The 21,691-nt window shown below is 63.8% G+C and carries 16 protein-coding genes and 3 pseudogenes; 9 read left to right on the plus strand and 10 right to left on the minus strand.

What is annotated here, in order from left to right; translation table 11 throughout:
- The first annotated feature begins 148 nt into the window (after positions 1-148).
- Positions 149-2,947: a TonB-dependent receptor gene (locus DIZ22_RS07715; protein WP_048938619.1), complete on the plus strand. Its 2,799-nt coding sequence runs from the start codon at positions 149-151 to the stop codon at positions 2,945-2,947.
- 101 nt (positions 2,948-3,048) lie between these two features.
- On the opposite strand, the gene DIZ22_RS07720 is transcribed toward DIZ22_RS07715, so the two are convergent.
- Both DIZ22_RS07720 and DIZ22_RS07725 read right to left on the minus strand, forming a co-directional pair.
- Positions 3,049-3,666, minus strand: a complete 618-nt coding sequence (locus tag DIZ22_RS07720) for a hypothetical protein (protein WP_037520350.1) — start codon at positions 3,664-3,666, stop codon at positions 3,049-3,051.
- A complete protein-coding gene (locus DIZ22_RS07725) occupies positions 3,663-4,424 on the minus strand; it encodes a DUF2092 domain-containing protein (RefSeq protein WP_206364620.1) in 762 nt (253 codons plus the stop codon). Before DIZ22_RS07725 ends, DIZ22_RS07720 begins: the two co-directional genes overlap by 4 nt.
- 555 nt (positions 4,425-4,979) lie before the next feature.
- On the opposite strand from DIZ22_RS07725, the gene DIZ22_RS07730 reads away from it, so the two are divergent.
- Both DIZ22_RS07730 and DIZ22_RS07735 read left to right on the plus strand, forming a co-directional pair.
- Positions 4,980-5,357 carry a DUF202 domain-containing protein gene (locus DIZ22_RS07730; RefSeq protein ID WP_004207429.1) on the plus strand — a complete coding sequence of 126 codons (378 nt, stop codon included), beginning with the start codon at positions 4,980-4,982 and terminating at the stop codon, positions 5,355-5,357.
- Positions 5,358-5,440: 83 nt separating this feature from the next.
- Positions 5,441-6,355: a formylglycine-generating enzyme family protein gene (locus DIZ22_RS07735; RefSeq protein ID WP_048938617.1), complete on the plus strand. Its 915-nt coding sequence runs from the start codon at positions 5,441-5,443 to the stop codon at positions 6,353-6,355.
- Between the two features lie 47 nt (positions 6,356-6,402).
- Here the strand turns inward: DIZ22_RS07735 and DIZ22_RS07740 are convergent, their stop codons facing one another.
- Positions 6,403-7,230 carry an outer membrane beta-barrel protein gene (locus DIZ22_RS07740; RefSeq protein WP_048938616.1) on the minus strand — a complete coding sequence of 276 codons (828 nt, stop codon included), beginning with the start codon at positions 7,228-7,230 and terminating at the stop codon, positions 6,403-6,405.
- Between the two features lie 46 nt (positions 7,231-7,276).
- A protein-coding gene (locus DIZ22_RS07745) for an IS5 family transposase (RefSeq protein WP_107917612.1) occupies positions 7,277-8,037 on the minus strand; the annotation gives its coding sequence in 2 pieces (ribosomal slippage) (positions 7,277-7,701 and positions 7,701-8,037; 762 coding nt in all).
- 703 nt (positions 8,038-8,740) lie between these two features.
- Between DIZ22_RS07745 and DIZ22_RS07750 the strand changes: the two genes are divergently transcribed.
- A complete protein-coding gene (locus DIZ22_RS07750) occupies positions 8,741-9,898 on the plus strand; it encodes an ATP-binding protein (RefSeq protein ID WP_048939624.1) in 1,158 nt (385 codons plus the stop codon).
- Between the two features lie 52 nt (positions 9,899-9,950).
- Here the strand turns inward: DIZ22_RS07750 and DIZ22_RS07755 are convergent, their stop codons facing one another.
- Positions 9,951-10,601, minus strand: coding sequence for a response regulator transcription factor (locus DIZ22_RS07755; RefSeq protein WP_004207433.1), 651 nt, complete (start codon positions 10,599-10,601; stop codon positions 9,951-9,953).
- A gap of 301 nt (positions 10,602-10,902) precedes the next feature.
- Here DIZ22_RS07755 and DIZ22_RS07760 point away from each other — a divergent pair, with 301 nt between their 5' ends.
- On the plus strand, positions 10,903-11,952 hold the full coding sequence (locus DIZ22_RS07760) for a transporter (protein ID WP_122928082.1): 1,050 nt from the start codon (positions 10,903-10,905) through the stop codon (positions 11,950-11,952).
- 16 nt (positions 11,953-11,968) lie between these two features.
- Here DIZ22_RS07760 and DIZ22_RS07765 read toward each other — a convergent pair whose 3' ends face one another.
- Complete coding sequence (locus tag DIZ22_RS07765; protein WP_122928083.1) at positions 11,969-14,485, minus strand: ABC transporter permease; 2,517 nt, start codon at positions 14,483-14,485, stop codon at positions 11,969-11,971.
- Complete coding sequence (locus DIZ22_RS07770; protein ID WP_048939621.1) at positions 14,482-15,171, minus strand: ATP-binding cassette domain-containing protein; 690 nt, start codon at positions 15,169-15,171, stop codon at positions 14,482-14,484. Before DIZ22_RS07770 ends, DIZ22_RS07765 begins: the two co-directional genes overlap by 4 nt.
- Between DIZ22_RS07770 and DIZ22_RS07775 the strand changes: the two genes are divergently transcribed.
- Together DIZ22_RS07775 and DIZ22_RS07780 are read left to right on the plus strand one after the other, a co-directional pair.
- The gene (locus DIZ22_RS07775) at positions 15,170-15,892 is read left to right on the plus strand and encodes an arylesterase (protein ID WP_048939620.1); all 723 of its coding nucleotides are present in this window, start codon (positions 15,170-15,172) and stop codon (positions 15,890-15,892) included. The two genes, DIZ22_RS07770 and DIZ22_RS07775, sit on opposite strands and share 2 nt — an antisense overlap.
- Before the next feature lie 102 nt (positions 15,893-15,994).
- Positions 15,995-17,144: pseudogene (locus DIZ22_RS07780) on the plus strand (IS30 family transposase).
- 56 nt (positions 17,145-17,200) lie between these two features.
- On the opposite strand, the pseudogene DIZ22_RS07785 reads toward DIZ22_RS07780, so the two are convergent.
- Positions 17,201-17,665: pseudogene (locus tag DIZ22_RS07785) on the minus strand (transposase); the annotation flags it as partial.
- Positions 17,590-18,285: a glutathione S-transferase family protein gene (locus tag DIZ22_RS07790; protein WP_048939701.1), complete on the minus strand. Its 696-nt coding sequence runs from the start codon at positions 18,283-18,285 to the stop codon at positions 17,590-17,592. The pseudogene DIZ22_RS07785 and the gene DIZ22_RS07790, both read right to left, overlap by 76 nt.
- Positions 18,286-18,466: 181 nt before the next feature.
- On the opposite strand from DIZ22_RS07790, the gene DIZ22_RS07795 reads away from it, so the two are divergent.
- A complete protein-coding gene (locus DIZ22_RS07795; RefSeq protein ID WP_240626829.1) occupies positions 18,467-20,266 on the plus strand; it encodes an FAD-dependent oxidoreductase in 1,800 nt (599 codons plus the stop codon).
- An 85-nt stretch (positions 20,267-20,351) separates the two neighbouring features.
- Here the strand turns inward: DIZ22_RS07795 and DIZ22_RS07800 are convergent, their stop codons facing one another.
- On the minus strand, positions 20,352-20,576 hold the full coding sequence (locus DIZ22_RS07800) for a hypothetical protein (RefSeq protein ID WP_170978476.1): 225 nt from the start codon (positions 20,574-20,576) through the stop codon (positions 20,352-20,354).
- A 254-nt stretch (positions 20,577-20,830) separates the two neighbouring features.
- On the opposite strand from DIZ22_RS07800, the pseudogene DIZ22_RS07805 reads away from it, so the two are divergent.
- Positions 20,831-21,648: pseudogene (locus DIZ22_RS07805) on the plus strand (IS5 family transposase).
- Positions 21,649-21,691 lie beyond the last annotated feature (43 nt).

Raw genomic sequence — 21,691 nt, forward strand, 5'->3', positions numbered from 1 at the left:
AGCTTTGTTAAACCTTTGTGAAACACGGCAAATCGCGTTGACGCACTTCGTCGCACGCATACAAATCTCTCCATCGGCTCGCGTCACCCCAAGGACAAAACCAACAGGGCGCGGACCGGGATAGAATATCCCAAGGGAGATTATTTTCATGCCGTCTCACATCATGCGGCGCCTTTCGGCGTCGACCATCCTGCTCGGCCTGGCGACCCCGGCCTTCGCGCAGACCAGCGCGGCGGATGATGGCGCGACCAGCGACACCATCGTCGTCACCGGCTCGCGCATCGCCCGCCCCGACCTGCAGCAGGCATCGCCGATCGCGATCGTCAGCGCGCAGGAGTTGAAGCTCAGCGGCAAGGTCAACGTCGAATCGATCATCAATGACCTGCCCCAGCTGATCCCCAGCACGACGGCGGCATCCAATAATCCGGGCGGCGGCGTGTCGACGGCCGACCTGCGCGGCCTGGGTGCCAACCGCACCCTGGTGCTGGTCGATGGGCGTCGCTACGTCTCCTATGACTCCAACCAGATCGTCGATCTCAACACCGTTCCGGCGGGCTTGATCGACCATGTCGAGGTCGTGTCGGGCGGCCGTTCCGCCGTCTATGGTTCGGACGCGATCGCCGGCGTCATCAACTTCGTGACCAAGCGCGACTTTTCTGGCGTGGAAGCAAACGCCAATTATCGCATCAACCAGGCCGGCGACGGCGGCACTTTCAACACCAACCTGCTGATGGGTGGCAATTTCGCCGACGGTCGCGGCAACGCCACCTTCTATATCGATTACACAAAGCGCGACGCCGTGCAGCAGTCGGCCCGCAGCTACACCAAGCAGGCCTATACCGATGACGGCGATGGCGGCCTGGCCGCCGGCGGCTCGGGCTCGATCCCCGGCACCCGCTTCGCCCTGTCCGGCACCCAGTATAAGTTCAATCAGGACGGCAGCTATTCGGCCTATGACTCGTCCACCGACGCCTATAATTATGCGCCGGACAATTATCTGCAGGTGCCCCAGAAGCGCATTCTGCTGAGCGCCCAGACCCATTATGACGTCAACGATCACCTGATCGTCTATGCCGAGGGTCAGTTCATCAACAACCGGGTGAAGAACCGCCTGGCGTCCACGCCGTTCACCGGCTCGGTCTCGCTCGACGTCGACTCCTCCTTGCTTTCGCCGGAATCCCAGGCGCTGCTGTCGGCAGCGGACACCGATGGCGATGGCTATGCCACCGCCGCCATCTATCGCCGCCTCAACGAGGTCGGCGCCCGCATCTCCAATGTCGACAACACCGCCTATCGCACCCTGATCGGTGCCAAGGGCCAGATTGCCGGCGACTGGAACTATGACGGCTATTACAGCTATTCGCGCACCAAGCAGGTCGAGACCCAGACCGGCAACGTATCGCGCAGCCGCGTGGAGCAGGCGCTCAAGACCACCTATGACAGCGACGGCAACCTGGTCTGTTCGGACACCAGCAATGGCTGCGTCCCGCTGAACATCTTCGGCGAAGGCAATATCAGCAGCGAAGCCGCCGCCTTCATCTCGATCCCGGTCAAGAATGTCAGCACCGTGACCGAACAGGTCGCCAGCTTCGCCGTCACCAACGGCAATCTGTTCGACCTGGGCGCCGGCCCGGCCGGTATCGCCTTCGGTGCGGAATATCGCTCCGAACATGGCAGCTATGATCCGGACTATGCCCTGTCCTCGGGCGACGTCGTCGGCTTCAACGCCGGTGAAGGCCTGTCGGGCGGCTATAATGTGAAGGAGTTGTTCGCCGAAATCGACGTGCCGCTGCTCGCCGACCTGCCGCTGGTCCACAAGCTCGACTTCAACGGCGCCTATCGCTTCTCGCATTACTCGACCGCAGCCAAGAATGTCGGCACCTTCTCGGCCGGCCTCATCTACGCGCCGATCAAGGACGTCACCTTCCGCGGCCAGTACAGCCGGGCGGTGCGTGCGCCGACCGTCGCGGATCTCTATTCGGGCCAGTCGCAGGACTTCCCGACTGCGAACGATCCCTGCTCGACCGAGGACGCGACCACCAATGCCAGCCTGGCGGCCAGCTGCGTCGCGACCGGCGTTCCGTCGAGCGCGCTCGGCACCGACATCAACGGTGGCAGCTCGCAGATCGATTCGATCACCGGCGGCAACCCGAACCTGCGTGAGGAAAAGTCGGACACCTGGACCGCGGGCGTCGTGCTCCAGCCCAGCTTCCTGCCGCGCTTCAGCCTGACGGTCGATTATTACCATATCAAGATCGACAATTATATCTCGACGCCGGGCACCGCGAACATCATCAAGGCCTGCTATGGCGATCAGTCCAATGGCTGGACGCCCTATGACAGCAGCTATTGCTCGCTGCTGCCGCGCAACGAGAACAGCTATGCGATCGAGGGCGCGGAAAATCTCCTGTCCAACACCGGTGGTCTCAAGACCGAGGGCGTGGACTTCGAGATGAACTACAGCCTGCCGCTCAACTTCGGCGTGTTCGGCGCCAAGACCGGCAAGCTCAGCTTCCGCGTCGCAGGCACCCGCCTGATCCGTTACGACCTGAACCCGGTCGCGGCGATCCCGGAACTGAACCAGAGCTGCGCCGGCCGCTTCGGCGTCTATTGCGGCGATCCCTATTCCAAGCTGCGGCTCAACAACCGCATCACCTGGAGCAGCGGTCCGATCACCCTGGGCCTGACCCATCGCTATCTGTCGAGCGTCCGCGACGACGACGATACGACCACCTATAGCGTCGAGAAGATCAAGGCCTACAACCTGTTCGACCTCGGCCTTCAGGTGCAGGCGACGGAAACCTTCGGCTGGTCGCTGGGCATGAACAACATGTTCAACAAGAAGCCGCCGATCATGGGCGACAACCAGCAGCAGTCGAACACCTATCCGTCGACCTACGACGTATACGGCCGCGCCTTCTTCGTGAACGCCTCGGTCAAGTTCTGATCATATTGCCGGACGGGCCTCCTCGCCTGTCCGGCACCTGCACCACAAAAAAAGCGGCCGCCCTTTCGGACGGCCGCTTTTTCCTTTGATCGACCGGCGCCTCAGCGTGGCGGATTGACCACCACATATTGCACCGACGATCCGACATATTGCGGCTGATACCAGCTGTTGCCGCACTGCGAATAGCTGATGCCATTGACCACCACGGTCGAACAATCCGGCGGAATGCTGCGCACGATCGATCCGATCGCCGCCGCCGTCAGCGTCACCGCGGCCGCGGTCGCCACCGGATGCCAGTGATCGTCCCAATCATCATCCCACCGGTCATGGCGATGATGATCATAATGGTCGTAGCGGTCCGGACCGCCACCATGATGTCCACCGCCATGATCAACATTCACATGGACATTGTTGACCGTGTTGTGATGCCGGTTGTGATTGACATTGTTGACCGATCCGCCGCGAACGCCCGGCCGCCCGCCGGGATGGGAATTGCCCGGCCGTGCCGCATGGCCGCCGCCCGAGGGCCGCGCCGGTCGTGCGCGCCCGCCGCCACCGCGATTGCCACGGTTCCGGGGCGGCGCCGCCTCCGCCGTCGATGCGGCCATGCCCAGCACCAGCGCCGCCGATGACAGCATGACCCGACCGATGACGACCGGTTCGGCCATCAGGGCAAGCGACGCGATGATGGCCAGGCCGCGTTTTGCCTCCATGCTCATTTCGCCTCTCCCTTGCTCAGGTCCACCATGTGGATCGGATTGGCGCCGGCTGGCGCGGTGAAGGCGAGGTCAGCCGCCGACGGTCGCGCGCTGCCGTCCCAGCGCATCAGCGCGCTATATTGCGGCATCGACGGATCATTCGTGTCGGTGATCACCATCTTGCAGGGCAACTGGCTGCTGTCCTCGATCCATATCTGCCAGTCGACCTTTTCCTGGCGGAAGGCATAATGGGTGCAGGTACGGCCATCGATCGTCTCGGGGCGGATGACATAGCCCGACTTTATGCGGCTGCGCAGCATCTGGTCCGTGCCCCAGGTGAACAGGTCGGCCAGCGGCAGTTCGACACCATAGGTGGTGCGCAGGCTGTCGAGCGACTGGCCGATCGAACCGGTCACCGGCACGCTGGCATAATAGTTCAGGCGCGGCGCCAGCACCGTGAACTTGCCGCCGCCAAAATAATATTCGCGGTTCTGAATGTCGGATGTGGCGACGATCTTGAACGCGTCGGGCTTGTGGACCTGAATGTCCAGCGCACCGGTGAATTGCAGTTTCTGGCCGGTATCCAGCACCACTTCGGTCGTGACATCGGCCTTCAGCGCGAATCCGGGCAGCGCGATCAGCTTGGCGCTCATCTTGTCCATCGCGTCCATTGCCGCCGGCTCGACCACGCCCGCCGCCGGTGCGGCAGTCTGCGCATGGGCAGTGGATGCGGAAAGCAGCGCCAGCGGCACACAGAGACATTTTATCCTAGACCTCATCACAAGCTCCTTCTGCCCGGATCGGACGCGCGGCGAGATGCGCGATGCAGCCATCGGACGCCATCTCCCTTGCTGCAGCCGACTATCGCTGTTCCGCCGATACGGCCCATCGGGATAATTGCCGATTTGGCCGCATTTCTTTCCGAGCAGGGCCTGAGGCTGACGGAGCATCAGGCGGAAAGTGCAGTCCTTCTTCCCGCCTGATGCATGACCACACCCAGGGGGATGGGTGGCAGTCATTTCATGGGCCGGTAGTCCCGGCCGATCCCTGCTGCCGGGTGGTCATTTGCGCACCGTCCCGGCCTTGTCCTGTCGCTATCAAGCTAGAGCGCCGCCGGGGCCGGCCAAGTCGGGATTTGCCCTGATCGGCCTTTTGCGCCGACGCCCGTCATCCGGCGCGACCATAACATGCTGCTATCCAACGCTCCGCGCCCCTTTGCGCCCGCGCACCGGCAACAGATCGTTACCGTGCCGTCCCAGGGTTTATCATGATCGCCAATCCCCGACGGCACGCCTAGGATCACCGCAAGATTTCTCGCTGATGGAGCGGCGATCATGACGGAAGACATTCCCAATCTGCCAGCCGATCTGGGTGCAAAACGCACCGTCATGGCCGCCGATCGCACCTTGATGGCCTGGATTCGCACCTCGCTCTCGATGCTCAGCTTCGGCTTCACCATCTACAAATTTCTCGACGCCGCCACGGAGAAGACGGGCCATGGCGATTCCCAGAGCCCGCAGCATATCGGCCTGTTCCTCGCCGGCATGGGGACGCTGGCCATTCTGCTTGGCACATGGGGTTACTGGATGACGCTGTCCGACCTCAAGCAGACCAACCAGTTTCATCTGGGCCGGCCGGTGCTGGTCATGGCGCTGATCATGTGCGTGGCCGGCATTGCCCTGTTCGCGGCCATTGCGACGCGCGCCGTATAGGCGCATCAACAGGATCGACAGACAAGGAGTATCGGTTGACCGTGCCATCCCCCCTCGCCCCTGCGGCCACTGCGCCGGACAACATGATCCATATTCCCGGCGGCCGCTTCATCATGGGGTCGGACCATCATTATCCCGAGGAAGCGCCGGCCCATCCGGTCGAGGTCGACGCCTTCTGGATCGATGCCACCCCCGTCACCAATCGCGACTTCCGCCGCTTCGTCGAGGCGACCGGCCACCGCACCACGGCGGAGATCGCCCCCAATCCGGACGATTATCCCGGCGCCCAGCCGGACATGCTGCGCCCCGCCTCGCTGGTCTTCACGCCGACCGAACGTCCGGTGCCGCTGCATGACTGGAGCCAGTGGTGGCGCTATGTCTTCGACGCCGACTGGCGCCATCCGCTCGGCCCGGACTCCTCGATCGATGACCTCGACGATCATCCGGTGGTCCATGTCACCTATGACGACGCGGCTGCCTATGCCGCCTGGGCCGGCAAGGCGCTGCCCACGGAAGCGGAATGGGAATTTGCCGCGCGCGGCGGCGTCGATGGCCAGGAATTTGCCTGGGGCGACGAACTGTTGCCCGACGGCAAGGCGATGGCGAATTTCTGGCAGGGCAATTTCCCGTCCGAAAATCTGCTGATCGACGGCTATGAACGCACCTCGCCGGTCGGCAGCTTCCCCGCCAATGGCTATGGCCTGTCCGACATGATCGGCAATGTCTGGGAATGGACCGAGGATTTCTACGCCGCCCGGCACCAGGCCGATCCCTCGCGCCCCTGCTGCGCGCCGCGCAACCCGCTCAACCAGGCGCGCGAAGCCAGCTATGACCCGCAGCAGCCACACATCCTCATCCCGCGCCGTGTCCTTAAAGGGGGCTCGCACCTCTGCGCGCCCAGCTATTGCCGGCGCTATCGCCCAGCCGCGCGCCATGCCCAGGCGATCGACTCCTCGACCAGCCATATCGGCTTTCGCTGCGTGATCCGCGCGGCCTGACAGACAGAAAGGGGCGTCGCGCCGATCCGCACGACGCCCCTTTCCTGTCAGAACCCGACCTGCATGAAGACCGCCGGGCCGCTGAACCGATATTTCATCCGCCCGGCCCAATTGTCCTTGTCGACATCGACCCGATAATTGACGTAGCGCCACATCGCACCGATCCCCACATTCTTGGCAAAGCGCCAGGTCATGGCGGCTTCGGCATTGAGCAGCCGCCCCTTATAATCGTCGATCTTGAGCGACAGATAATCCGCCCGCGCGCTCAGCGTCAGGTCGGTGGCGATCCGCTGCGACGCAAATAGCCCCACCGTCGGCAGCGGCGCCAGCGCCTTGCGGCGGCGCTGCGTCCCACTCACCTGCGTTTCCCCCAATCGGGCATCCCCCTTGAGCGTCAGGGTGAAATCGGTCGCATGCAGCCCCAGCGCCGCGCCGACGCGGGTATCAGGGGTGCTCACGAACGCATAGCCGAAGGTAAGCCGGTAGACGTCGCTATCGAAGCCGCTCTCCACCCGCACCCCGGCCGGATAGGTGACATCGTCAAATGTGATATCGCGCGCCACCGTCCTGGACCCATTGCGGCTCAGCGAATAATATTCGCCCATCACCGACCAGTTACCGCCCAATCTTATCCCCGCCGCGACCTGCGGCAGCACCTTGCGCTTGTCGAGATCGAGGTCGGATTCCAGATCGATATTCGTGCCACCATCCGGGTTGGAGGCTGGCGCGACCCGGACATGGGAACTCACCGATGGCCAATAGGCCCCCACCTCGACCCAATATTTGTCGTCGAGCGATTGCGCATGCGCGGGCGCTGCAACCGTGCCCATCATCACGACACAAATGCCGCCAAGCCTGATGCTGTGACGCGCCATTTCGTCCTCCCTTCGGCCGGCGGCCGCTCATTAGCGCGTAGACTCATTACGCACTGCACCAGATGCGCACGCAGATGAGCTTGATGGCTGCGAGGAAGTTGGCAGGGTCTTTGTCATAGCGGGTGGCGATGCCCCGGAACTGCTTGATGCGGTTGAAGAATCGTTCGACGAGGTTTCGCTGTTTGTAGAGCCACGGCGAGAAGGCGAAGGGTTGCTTGCGGTTGGATCGATTGGGAATGTTGGCCCAAACGTTTCTGGCAGCAGCGGCCTGACGGATGGCGTTGCTGTCATATCCTTTGTCCCCCAGCAGGGTTGCGCCCTCGGGAATGGCCTCAATCAGCGCTTCGGCTTCACAGGCATCATGGACTTGCCCGCCGGTCAGTCTCAGGCCGACAGGGCGTCCGTCAGCATCGACAAGAGCATGGAGTTTGCTGGTGAGACCGCCCCGGGAACGTCCCATGCCACGATCGCAGCTTCCCCCTTTTTGCCCGTCGCACCATTCTGGTGGACGCGCATGCAGGTGGAATCGATCATCACCAGTTCACCATTATATCCGGCGGAAACCGCTGCCAGAAGCCGGTCCCAGACCCCGGCTTTGCGCCAGCGGACAAACCGGTTGTAGCAGGTCGTCGAGGGGCCGTAGCGCTCGGGCACTTCGGCCCACGTCGCTCCTGAGCGAAAGCGCCACATAATCCCGTTGAGAACCCGGCGATCATCCACCCGCGCCACGCCCCGTGGTTTGTTGGGCAGCAACGGCTCGATAATCGCCCATTCCCGATCTGTCAGTTCGTACCGCCGCCGTGCCATCAAGCCCTCCAACTCTCGAGGCCTCTGAATCACGTCAATCGCCAATCCTCAAGGCTTTTATGAGTTTACGGCCTAGATACGGTGACCATGCCGCCTGCCCCCTTGTGCACCCTTGCGTAGAGCTTGGGCATCGGGGTCATTGCCTAGGAGCGCGGAGAATGTTGCCGGGGTAAACCCGATGCCGTCATCACCATTGGCCTGTAATGCGGCCGGAAAATGTCGTGCAGGCCGATCCCCCCTCTCCGGGTAAATACCCGGTCATCAGATCGGGCCTCTCAACCATCCATCCGGCATGCGCGACTCAGGAGCGGCGAGGAGGCCGCCGACCAACTTCGGCGCGCCACGCTAGGTATATTTCCTTAGACCTAAAATTATACATAAAACCCACATTTCTTCAAAGTATACAATGTCATACTTTGGTCCATTAACGCTGTTAAACGCCCATTTCACATAGGTTTCGTGGCAGCAACCGGCCAAACATCCATCAATGCAGAAAGCGTCGAAAGGCCATGAAAAACTCTGCTTTTTACACAGGCTTGACCATTGCTACATAGAATCACCACCGGTATACTTACCGATAACAGGGTCGCTCGTTAGTTAGTCCATTTTCACGCGGCATTTGCCGCGCAGATAATCTTTACGCGCCGGGACTTTCGCCCCGGTCGAATGATACAGGGCATTTTTAGCTGGTGAGGGAGACGTCATGCTCGAACTACATCAAGCGGGGGCACCCTATTATCCGGAGTTTTTCGGTGACGAACGTGGCAGTGCCACAGTTCCCGTGCCGATCTATCTGGTTCCGCCGAGTCCGTCCCATACAACATCCCGTGCAGAGCTGCAGCGCCTGATCAACAGCATTCCGGTCAAGATCGTGGTGGTGGATCGCGATGCCTGCATCGTGGCCATCAATGGCGCCTGCCAGCCCTATCTCCGCGCCGTTGGCCTCGACCTGCATCTCGTGGCAGGCCAGAGCTACTATGCCGTCAAGGCGCGTTTCGCCGCGCCGCCGCAGGATGCCCGCAGCGTAAGCGAACATGTCGCCGCCCTCTGTCAGCACAACACGCCCTTCAGCCAGACCCTCAGCTTCCCGCTCGCCGGGCAGGACATCCGCATGGTCGTCCATGGCGAACGCCTGCCGGGCGCTGAGGATCTGTTCATCCTCAGCCATCTCGACGATGAAGATCCGGAAAGCGAAACCGCCAATCCCCGTCGCTACCACCTCTCGATGCTGCAGGCGGAGGAAGAGGAGCGCAAGCGGATCGCCCGCGAACTGCATGACGAAACGGCCCAGCAACTGGCCCTGATGCAGTTTAACCTCATGACGCTGCGCAACAGCGACATGAGCCCCCAGGCCAACGACGCCTATCAGGCCATGGAAATCTCGCTCAAGGCGATCCAGGACCAGGTGCGGACGCTCAGCTATCTGCTCCATCCGCCCGAACTGGCGGAGGATGGTATCGAGGCGGCCCTCGCCCATTTCACCCGCGGCTTCGCCCGCCGGTCCGGGCTCCAGGTCGAATTTCGCTGCCTTTCGGGACCGATCAAGCGCGACCCGGACATGGAGATCGCCTTCTATCGCGTCGCGCAGGAAGCACTGGCCAATGTCTACAAACATGCCAATGCCAGTCATGCGGTCGTCCGGTTGCGGCGGACCCAGACTGGCTTCGCGCTGGAGATAGAGGATGATGGCCGGGGCGTGCCCGAACATATCCTCAACGGCCAGGGCCGGGACATCGTCGGCGTCGGCCTGTCGGGCATGCGGGAGCGGGTCATGGCCCTCGCCGGCCAGTTGGAAGTCCGCCTGACCGGCGCCGGCACGCTCGTCACCGCGACCATACCGCGCCGCCGCCAGACCGACTGACCTCGCCTGATCGACGGGGCGAGATCAGGCCCGCGTGCGGATCAGCGACCGATCAGGGTTCAACGATATTGTTGCGCACCGCATAGCGCACCAGTTCCGCCGTCGTTCCCAGCTTCAGCTTGTGCATCGCCGCCGCGCGATGGGTCTCGACCGTCTTCACGCTGATATCGAGCAGATGGGCAATCTGCTTGTTGATCTTCCCTTCCGCGATCAACTGGACGATCTCGCGCTCGCGCGGGGTCAGCGTCGCGACATTGCTGCCGGCCACGCTGCTTTTCACATAATGGTCGAGCAATGTTTCGGAGATCGCCGCCGAGAAATAGGGCTTGCGCAGCGACAGCGCCTCGACCGCCGACTGAAGATGCTGGCCGCTGTCCGACTTGAGCACATAGCCACGCGCGCCCGCGCGCAGCACCTCGACCAGCAGATCCTCTCGATCATGCATGGTGTAGATCAAGATCTCGATCCGCGGGAATTCCTGCTTGAGCGCGCGGGTCAGTTCCAGCCCGTTCATCAGCGGCAGGGAATAATCCAGGATGGCGATGTCCGGCTGGGTATCGCGCGCCGCCTTCAGCGCGTCATGCCCGTCCGATGCCTCGGCGACGATCTGCCAGCGATCCTGGGTTTCGAGGAAAGTCCGAACCCCCTGGCGCAAGGCCTGATGATCGTCGGCAATCAATATCCGCGTCAATGGCTTGCTCATCCCTTACCCCTGTCCACTCCCGATGGCGCCCATGATGAGCCTGCCTATCTTTGCGGCCCGCCCGCTTGAAACAATGGGGGTTTTCCCCCGCATCGGCCGATATTGCCCCGACAGCGCGCAAAGCCGCCAATATCGGCCTTTCCGTCATGGTCCACGCGGGGCCTGGCAGCGGAAAATCTGCCATGTCCCACTTTGCTTGGCGAGAGGAAAGCATGGTTATCGTGCATTTTCCTGATCTTAGCATCGATCACAGGGTTTTCTGCGATGCGAGCGTCCCCCAACCGGGTCGGGGATTATCCCGATGGCCCCACCCGCCGCGCCGATGGATGATGGCACCGGGCTTCATGGCCTTCAGGGAAAATGGGGACAGATGATGCGCAATGTGAAGACCTGCCTGCTGGGCGTTATCCTGCCGCTGGCGGGTGCGATCAGCACCCCGGCCCAGGCCGTCGAGGGCGCGGCCAGCCTCTATGTTCCCGGCACCGGCGGCCCCGCGACCGCCGTGATGCCGCCGCTGGAGGGCGTCTATTTCGACGACACCATCTACATCTACAATGGCAGCGCGAGCGCCAGCAAGGAATTCGTCGTCGGCGGCAATGTCGTCGCCGGCCTCGATGCAACGATCGTCGCCGATTTCCTGACGACGCTGGTCGTTCCCTCCACCAACATCCTGGGCGGCACCCTGTCCATGGGCGTGACCGTGCCGGTCGGTGCGCCGATGATTGATGCCAATGCCGTCGTCACCGGCCCGTTCGGCAATCTGCGCAGCCTCAACGTCCATGATTCCGCGCTGGTGGTCGGCGATCCGGTGTTCAACACCATGCTCGGCTGGAAGGCGGGCAAGCTCCACATCCAGGCCAGTAGCATGGTCAACATCCCGGTCGGCCATTATCGCGAGGACCAGTTGGCCAATCTGGCGCTGCATCGCTGGGCGGTAGACACCTCGCTGGCGCTCAGCCTCCATGATGATGAGAGCGGCTGGGATCTGACCGGCAAGGCCGGCGTCACCTTCAACGGCAAGAATGATTACACGGAATATGACAGCGGCAACGAGTTTCACCTCGAAGGATCGGTGGAAAAGGCGCTGTCGAAGAAATTCTCCATCGGTGCCCAGGGCTATTGGCTCAAGCAGATCAGCGATGACAAGAGCAGCGGCGCCCTGCTCGGCGCCTTCCGGGGCGAAGTGGTCGGCGTCGGCGGCACCGCCGCACTCAATGTCACCATGGGCCGCTCGCCCGCGACCTTCCGCCTGCGCGCCTTCAAGGAACTCGACGCCACCAACCGGCTGAAGGGCGAGGCCTTCTTCCTCAGCCTCACCCTGCCGCTCTACATGAAGATGCCCCCGCAATAGCGCCGGGGCATCCTCTCTATAGCTGCCGCAGCGCCCGAGTCGGCCGCACCGACATCAGCGGGATCGATCCGGCGAGGCCAATCCCCAGCGTCAGCACCGCCCCGCCCGCCAGCGTCGCCAGCACCACGCCCCAGTCAGGCGCCCAGCCAAAGCTGAACAGCTGCACCACCACATACCAGGCGGCGGCCCCACCCAGCAGCAGCGCCACCAGCGCCAGAAGCCCGGCCAGCACGCCATATTCCAGCGCCTGCGCCCCCAATATCTGGCCGCGCGTCGCCCCCAGCAGCTTCAGCACCACGCTGTCATAGCTGCGGCTCTGCCGCCCGGCCGCGATCGCGCCGATCAGCACCGCGACCCCCGCCAGCACCGTCACCGATGCCGCCGCCAGGATCGCGCCGGACATCTGATCCAGCAGGCCCGACACCTGGCTGATCACCTGCCCCACCTCGATCACCGACGCGCCAGGGAAGGTCGCCAGCAGCGCTCTGGTCACCGCCTGCTCTTGGCGCTTGTCGGGCAGGCTGATCGTCGCGGTCAGGCTGTGCGGCGCCGACGCCAGCGTGCTGGGCGAAAAGACCATCACATAGTTGAAGCCCATCGTGTCCCAGTTGATCTTGCGCAGCGACGCGACACGCGCCTCGATCTCGCGGCCCAGGATCGACACGGTAATGCGGTCGCCGACCCAGATGTCCAGCGCCTTGGCCTGGTCGGCATCGAGCGACACCAGCGGCGGCCCGACATAATCGCGCGGCCACCAGCGTCCCTCCACGATCTCGCTCCCCTCCGGCAGGGTCGCGCTATAGGTGACGCCGCGCTCGCCGCGCAGGATCCACGCCCCTTCCGGCTTTTCCTTCAGGTCAGCGACGCGCTTGCCCGAATAGCCGGTCACCGTGCCACGCAGGATCGGCACGACGTTCAGCTTCGCCGCCGGCACGCGCCTGGCCATCAAAGCGCGAAACTGCGCCTCCGCCCCGGCCGGCATGTCGAGTATGAACAGGTTGGGCGCCTGTTTCGGCACGGTCCGGCCGATCTCCGCCTGGATGCTGGTCTGGATCGCAGCCAGCGTGACGAACAGGGTCAGCGCCAGCCCCAGTGCCACGGTCAGCGCGGCGGTCTGCGCGCCGGGCCGATGGAGGTTGGCGAGCGCCAGCCGCAGCAGCGGCCGCCGCGCATGGGGCATGCGCCGCGCCAGCCACTTTATCCCCTGCCCCATCGCCAGCAGCAGCAACAGGGTCGCTATGATCGCGCCCAGCATGGCCGCGGCGAACATCGGCGTGCGCGCCGTCAGCAGCACGACCGCGACCAGCAGCGCGATCGCCCCGCCGACCAGCGCCAGCGTCCGCCGGTCGATCCGCCGTCGCCCGTCGACCAGGGTGCGCAGGATCGCCGCCACCGGCTCGGTCCGCGCACGGGCCAGCGGCGGCAGGGTGAAGATCAGCGCGATCAGCAGGCCATAGGCAGCGCTCGTCGCCAGCGGCAGCGGATAGAGATGGAAGCCCGGCGCCACCGGCAGCATGTCGCCCGCCGCCCAGACCAGCAGGGGCGGCGACAGCGCCCCCGCCACCAGCCCGGCCAATATCGCCAGCCCTGCGACCACCCCGATCTGGAGCAGATAGATGCGCTGGATATCGGCCGACGTCGCCCCCAGCACCTTGAAAGTGGCCAGCGCGCCGCGCTTGATCGCCAGATAGGACGCGACGCCATTGCTGACCCCGATGCCGGCGATCACCAGTGCAGCCAGGCCGATCAGCGACAGGAACTGGCCCATATTCTCGATGAAGCGGTTGATGCCCGGCGCTGCCCGCTCGCGGTCCTTAAATTCCCAGCCCTGCTCGACATAGCGCTTCTCCAGCCGCTCGCGCAGTGCCTGCGCATCCGCTCCAGCGGGCAGGCGCAGCCGATATTTGGCGCGGTAGAGGCTGCCCGGCTGGATCAGCCCGGTGCGGTCCAGCCCGTCCATCGACACGATCGCCACCGGCCCCAGGGTAAAGCCCTCGCCCACCCGGTCCGGCTCGTCGGCGATGATCGCCGCCACAGTGAAATCGGCCGTGCCATAGCGTAGCACGTCACCGACGCCGATCGCCATCCGCTCCGCCAGGGCCGGGCTGATCAGGATGTGGTCGGCGGCCAGCGGCGCATAGCGGCCATGCTGCAACGCCAGCGTGCCATAGAGCGGATAGGCATCGTCCACGCCTTTCAACTCGGTCAGCAGCGGCGGCGCCGCGCGCCCACCGCCCTTGTGGACCATCGCGCGCAGCCGCACCGTCTCGCTCATCCGGCCCAGCCGCGCGATCGCCTGCTGGTCGCGCGCGTCCATCACCCGCTGGGTCATGGCGATCTCGACATCGCCGCCCAAAATCATCTGTCCCCGCGCGGAAATCTCGCCGGTGATCGCGCTGGTCAGGCTGCCGATCGCCGCCAGCGTCATCACGCCCAGGAACAGGCAGACAAACAGCAGCCGCAAGCCGCGGAACCCGGCATGCAGGTCGCGCCGCGCGATCCGCCAGCTTGCCCCCCACCCCAATGTCGTCACGCGGCGACCTCGCCGCTCAGTTGGCCGTCCCGCATCTCGACGGTTCGGTCGCACCGCGCCGCCAACGCCGGATCATGGGTGATGATCAGCAGGGTCGCGCCGCTCGCCTGCTGCCGGGCGAACAGCAGGTCGATGATCGCCATGCCGGTCGACTGGTCCAGATTGCCGGTGGGTTCATCGGCGAACAATATCGCCGGATCGGGCGCCATGGCCCGCGCGATCGCCACGCGCTGCTGCTCGCCGCCCGATAGCTGGGCGGGATAATGGGACAGGCGATGGCTCAAGCCCACCGCCGTCAATTCCCGCGCCGCCCGCTCGAACGGATCGGCCAGACCCGCCAGTTCCAGCGGCACGGCGACATTTTCCAGTGCCGTCATCGTCGGCAACAGATGGAAGGATTGCAGGATGATGCCGATCCGCCCGCGCCGCGCCCGCGCCAGCCCATCCTCGTCGAGCGAGCGATAATTGACGCCTGCGACGCTGACCGTGCCGCCGCTCGCCTGCTCCAGCCCCGACAGGATCGCCATCAGCGATGACTTGCCCGATCCCGACGCGCCCAAGATCGCCAGGCTCTCGCCGCGACGAATATCCAGGTCGATGCCCTTCAATATCTGCGTGTTGCCGAGCGAGAGGGTGACATTGCGCGCCTGGATCGCGATATGGGGGGCATCGATGGTCGCATGCATGAAGAAGGAAGGCTCCTTGGCGAACGGTTTCCGGCTATATGGGTTCTCGCTGCTGCTTGTCCAACTGCTCGCCGCCTGTTCCCCAACGAAGGAGCAGGCACTTGCCCCCGCAGACAATAATGCAGCGAACATGACAGCGAAGGCGACACAGCCAATCGCTGATGACAAGCTGGTCGTCGTGTTCGGCGACAGCCTCTATGCCGGCTATAATCTTCAGCAGGATCAGGGCTTTGCACCCATCCTTGAACAAGCCCTGTCAAAACAGGGGGTCAAGGCCCATGTCGTCAATGCCGGCGTGTCAGGCGACACCAGCGCCGACGGCCTCGCCCGCCTCGCTTTCGGTCTCGACGGCCTGCCGCGCAAGCCAGACCTGGTCCTCGTGGGCCTGGGCGGCAACGACATGCTGCGCGGCCTCAGCCCGCAGGCGACCCGGACCAATATCGACGCCATCCTAACCGAACTTGCCAAGCGCGGCATTCCGGCAATGCTGACTGGCATGATGGCCTCGCCCAATATGGGACCGGACTATGCCGCCGCCTTCAACCCGATCTACCCGGACCTGGCGAAGAAGCATGGCGTACCGCTCTACCCCTTCTTCCTCGACGGCGTGATTGGCCAGCGGAGCCTGCTGCTGCCCGACGGCATCCACCCCAATCCGCAAGGTGTCCAACGCATCACCACCAAGGTCGCACCATTGGTAGCCAGGCAATTGGGGGAGTAGACGGCGTGGGCAAATCGGGCGCTCGTCAAATGGTTGAAATCGGCGGTGGGTTCAACGGGTGGCGGCAACACTTTAATCTTTTGAGGAAGATGGAGTGTCGCGATGAAGCAGCGTCGTCGGATCTATTACACGGCCAGCCAGCGAGCGGGGATATGGGATTGCTGGCAGCGCGGGGAATCGATGAGTTCGATCGGGCGAAGGTTTGATCGAGAGTCTTCGTCGGTATTTTCGGTGATTTCGCCGACCGGCGGCATCCGGCCCGCCGCTCGCAAGCGTTGCAGTCGTGCGCTGAGCCTTGCCGAGCGGGAGGAGATATCGCGGGGCCTGAGCGTCAGAGAACCCTTGCGTGCGATAGCACGGCGACTGGGTCGCTCGCCCTCGACGATCAGTCGCGAAGTCAGGCGTAATGGCGGTGTTGCACGGTATCGGGCGACGGCGTCCGATCAGGCGGCATGGGACCGTGCCTTGCGGCCCAAGCCCTGCAAACTGGCTTGCTCGCCGTCACTGGCACAGGCGGTATCGGTCAAGCTGCGCCGCAAATGGTATTGCGAGGTGGCTCAGGCACAGCTTTCCGCAGGAGCCGCACAGGCAGGTGTCGTACGAGACCATCTACAGAAGCCTGTACATACAGGCGCGGGGAGTTCTGAAGAAGGAACTGCTGGAGCATCTGCGCGCCCGGCGCACCATCCGCCGGTCGCGGCACGCCAGCCTCAAGCGCAATGGCCTCGGCCAGATCAAGGGTGCCGTGTCGATCAGCGAACGCCCCGCCTCGGTCGAGGACCGCGCCATTCCCGGCCACTGGGAAGGCGATCTGATCGGAGGCACGAAGAACAGCCACATCGCGACGCTGGTCGAACGGCATTCGCGCTACGCGATACTGGTCAAGGTCACCAACAAGGACACCAGGAGCGTCGTGTCGGCGCTGATCAGGCAGACGCAGCGCCTGCCGCGCGAACTCTACAAGTCGCTCACCTGGGATCGCGGCAAGGAACTGGCCGATCATCCGCGTCTCTCACTGACTACCGATGTCGAAGTCTATTGCTGCGACCCGCAATCGCCCTGGCAGCGCGGCTCCAACGAAAACACCAATCGCCTGCTGCGACAGTATTTCCCCAGAGGAACCGATCTGTCGCTATACAGCCAGGCCAAGCTGAGTGCCGTTGCACGGCAACTCAACGAACGGCCAAGGAAAACGCTCGAATATCAAACGCCCGCAGAGCGTTTCCAAGCATGTGTTGCCGCCACCCGTTGAACCCACCGTGGATTGCGGACTGCCCATTTGTGGAAGCAATAGCGCCGCTTTTTGCCTTACCAAAAAAAGATCGATAAGCGATCGCTATCGTCCACGGTTGGCGATGCAAAATGCCATGCGGTAGCCGATGTGATGGCCTGTTCAAATTCCTCGGCGAGGCGATGATTGCGGTGCAGCCGGGCGAGGGTTCCCTCGACGACTCAGCGTCGCGGGAGAATGGCAAACCCTTTGCGGCACCCGACCGTTTGACGATCTCGGTGGTCCATTTGCCGATCCGGCCCAGCGCGTCCCTGAGTTTGTCACCGGCATAGCCACCATCGGCGAAGACATAGCGCAGCCACGGGACACGCCTTGATCATCTCGGCCAGCACCAGCGGAGCGTCGTCACGGCCTTGGATGTCGGCGGCGTGGAATACGGCATGGACGAGATTGCCGTCGGTATCCGTCAAGATATGGCGCTTGCGCCCCTTGGTCTTCTTGCCCGCGTCATACCCCCGCGAACCGCAGCCTTGCCCAGCATCCGCGCCTCCAGCGCCATCGCCCCGGCAAAGCTCGGCCGCGCCTGCAGCCCGTCGAGCCAGGCCTTCACCCTGGGCCATCGGCCATCCTTCAACCCGCTGCTGCAATAGCAGACATTGATCAGCGGACAGGCGACGGCAATGTCGGCCAAAGTGAAGCGATCCTCCACCAGCCAGCCGCTGTCTGGCAGAACCGCCTCCAGATAATCATAGATGCCCGGCATCTTCTCTGCCTCAGCCCAGTCGGCGCGGGCCGGATCATGCGGCATGTCGAGCAGCTTGCCGACCACCCGGTTGAAGAAGATGTCGACACCCACCGGCTGGGCGATGGTGTCGGCAAATTCCTCATACCATATCGTCCGCGCCCGCGCCTTGGGTTCGGTCGGGATCAGGTTCGGCTCGGGATGCAGCGCATCCATATAGGTTATGATCGCGGTCGAATCGCTGATCGCGAAATCGCCATCGACCAGTGCCGGAATCTTGCCGAAGGGGGACGCCCGCTCGAACGCCTCGCCGCCCTTGCCGAACCCGGCCGGCCGCACCTCGACCGCAATCCCCTTTTCCGCTGCAAAGACAATGACCTTGCGCACAAAGGGCGACGGCCGCGCGCCATAGATGATCATGCACCCACTCCTGCTTTTCTGGTGGTGGAGCGCCGATCCTGCCAGACCAGTCGCATATTGCAACGGTCCAGTCCCGTCCTGCCCGGCCCTGACCGCGCAATCCATTAGGTGTTCGACCGGAATTTCCACGCCCCCGCAAATCGGAAAGCCTTTGCAGGGGCAATCCGGGATGGGGGCGGTCATGGACAGACGCGCGTTTCTGGCGACGATGGCGGGCGCAGCGGGTGCGGCCGGCCTGGTCAGCTGCCATCAGGCCAGCGGCAAGCCGGCCGCCCTCATCCATCCGCGCCGCACCGCGCTCGCCGGGGAAGCCTGGGCCGATGCCGATGTCGTCGTCTATGGCGCCACCCCCGCCGGCGTCATCGCCGCGGTCAGCGCCGCCAATCTGGGCGCGTCGGCGGTGCTGATCGGCGGCTGGCGCGAAATCCAGCCCGGCGGCATGCTGGCCGGCGGGCTCAGCTGGACCGACATACGCGATATCGATGCGGTCGGCGGCTATGCCCGCACCACCATGGCCGCGCTGGCGGCGGCGGGCGGCATGCCGGGCAATCGCTACGCCTTCGACCCGGCCGTTGCTGCCCCCTATTTCCGCGACCTGCTCGATGCCGCCGGGGTGCCGGTCCTCTGGTCGGACGGGGTCGAGACCGTCGACCGGACCGATCGCGCCATCCGCGAGATCATCACCCGCTCGGGCGTTCGCGCCCATGGCCGCATCTTCATCGACGCCTCCTATGAAGGCGACCTGATGGCCCGCGCCGGCATCAGCACCAGGGTCGGGCGCGAATCCGCCGACCGGGCCAATCCCTATAATGGCTATCGCGGGTCACGCTATGAGCTGCTGACCCGGACCGATCCGCCGCAGAAGGACAATATCCTGCCGATCAACCCTTTCGTCGACCAGCCGTCGGGCCGCCTGATCGCCGGGGTCGATCCCGCGCCGAACCGACCGGTCGGCGCCGCCGACGATGGCGTGCAGGCCTATTGCTTCCGCCTGACCATGACCGATCGGCCCGAACTGCGGCTCGACCTGCCCGCCACCGCGCCCGATGGCTATCGCGAGGCCGACTATGAACTGCTGTTTCGCGATTTCGACCGACGCCGGCGCGCCGGCCAGCTCTATGGCCGGGACTGGCATTTCGCCCGCGATCTGGTGAAGGCGGACGAGGTCGCGCCGGGCATCTACGACATCAACAATCGCGGCACCATGTCGCTCGACGCGGTCGGCCTCAACCGCGCCTATCCGGCGGCCGACTATGATGCGCGCGAACGCATATGGAAGGCGCATGAAAATTATATTCGCGGCTGGTTCCACGCCATGGCCCATGGCCGCGATCCCCGCATTCCCGCCGGGCTGCAACGCGATGTGCGCAACTGGGGCCTGGTGCGCGGCCGCCACACCGATTGCCATCCCGCCGACACGCCCGGCTGGTCGCCCCAGCTCTATGTGCGCGAGGCGCGCCGGCTGGACAATGGCCTTGCCTGGTCGGGCCGGGACGTGTCGGATATCGATGGCGTGCCCCCGCGCCTCCCCTCGATCGTCGCCATGGCCTCCTACTGGCAGGACAGCCACGCCGCCAGCCGCATCGCGGTCCGGGACGAACGGGGGCAATGGGGCATCGTCAATGAAGGCCATTTCATGCTGCCCGCCGGCGGCAAATATCAACGCTCGCCGCTGCCCTTCGAACTGATGGTGCCGCATCGCGACCAGTGCACCAACCTCATGGTGCCCTTCTGCGTCGCGGCGACCCACCAGGCCTTTTCCACCATCCGCATGGAGCCGACCTCGATGGCGCTGGGCGAAGCGGCCGGCACCGCCGCCGCCCTAGCCGTGATCGACCGCGACCGGGTCGATATCCAGGATGTCGACACCTATCGGCTGCAACAGATGATCGTCGCCAATGGCGGCGTGATCCAGGGCGTGACCAACTGGGAATTGCTGCAGAGGAAGCTGAAGCACCGCCTCGACCGCCTGCGCGGCTGACGCCCTTCCGGCACAGGCCGCCCGTCAGCGCAACGATGATCCGAACGCGCCACGCACGACGCGGGCCACAATCACAGCGCCAAAATCACAGGGCCATATCCATGCCCAGAATCCGCGCCAGCATGAAGGTGAGGGACAGGAGGCCCATCAGCGCCAGCAGCAGGGCCAGGCTGATCTTGCCGACCGCGCTCAGCACCGCCCCCTTCTGCGCCTTCCTGTCCTGTTCATAATGCCATCGGACGGCAAAGAACATGCCGCCCCCCAGCACGACGATCTTGAACAGGATGAAAACAACAGGAAACCAGTCCATGATCTTGAACACATCCCGGCCAACAAGAAACCATGTTCATCAGGATTGCCGCGACGGCAATCGAACGCCCCCTCCTATGTCGGGAACGGGGGGATCACCATGGGACATTATGCCTGAACCACACCGAGATCGCCGGAGGCTCTAACTCCTGAGAGCCTGCTCCGAAATCAAGTTGATTCGTATCAGTGGGTTATATTGACGGTGCATCCTGTCGTTGATTCAGCGGCTTTGCGACAAACCAAATGAAATCAACGATGTGGGCCGATACCACTGAAACGCAGTATGTGCGTGCAGACTTGGCTGCCAAGCGATTTGATCGATGCCGAAGGGGGCTGCTCGAGCCATTCTTTCCGCCGCCCTCGCATGTGGGGCGGCTGCACAAGTGGTCGTTCAGGCGGATTGTCGAGGCAATCCTGCATCTGTTGCGTGGCGGCAGCTCGTGGCGGATGCTTCCGCCGTGTTTGCCGCCGGTCTCGACGGCGCGGCGTTGGTTCTATCTTTGGTGGGACAACAGAATATGGTTGTCGTCGAGCCATACCCTGCTGCTGATCGGACGCGAAACTGCAGGCCGCCAGGGCTCACCCAGCGCTGGCCTGATCGACAGCCAGAGCGTCAAAGCCACGGAAAGCGGCGGGTCACGGGGTTATGACGCGGACAAGAAGACCAAGGGACGCAAGCGCCATATCTTGACGGATACCGACGGCAATCTCGTCCATGCCGTATTCCACGCCGCCGACATCCAAAGCCGTGACGACGCTCCGCTGGTGCTGGCCGAGATGATCAAGGCGTGTCCCGTGGCTGCGCTATGTCTTCGCCGATGGTGGCTATGCCGGTGACAAACTCAGGGACGCGCTGGGCCGGATCGGCAAATGGACCACCGAGATCGTCAAACGGTCGAGTGCCGCAAAGGGTTTGCCATTCTCCCGCGACGCTGAGTCGTCGAGGGAACCCTCGCCCGGCTGCACCGCAATCATCGCCTCGCCGAGGATTTTGAACAGACATCACATCGGCTACCGCATGGCTCTTCATCGCCTCGATCCAACTTTTCGCATGCAGCATCGCAAGACCATAAAATCACCACAGAAAATTTTGAACCATCCTCTTGGGTCAGGACT

The organism is Sphingobium sp. LF-16 (assembly GCF_003711185.1).
Lineage (GTDB): Bacteria > Pseudomonadota > Alphaproteobacteria > Sphingomonadales > Sphingomonadaceae > Sphingobium > Sphingobium yanoikuyae_A.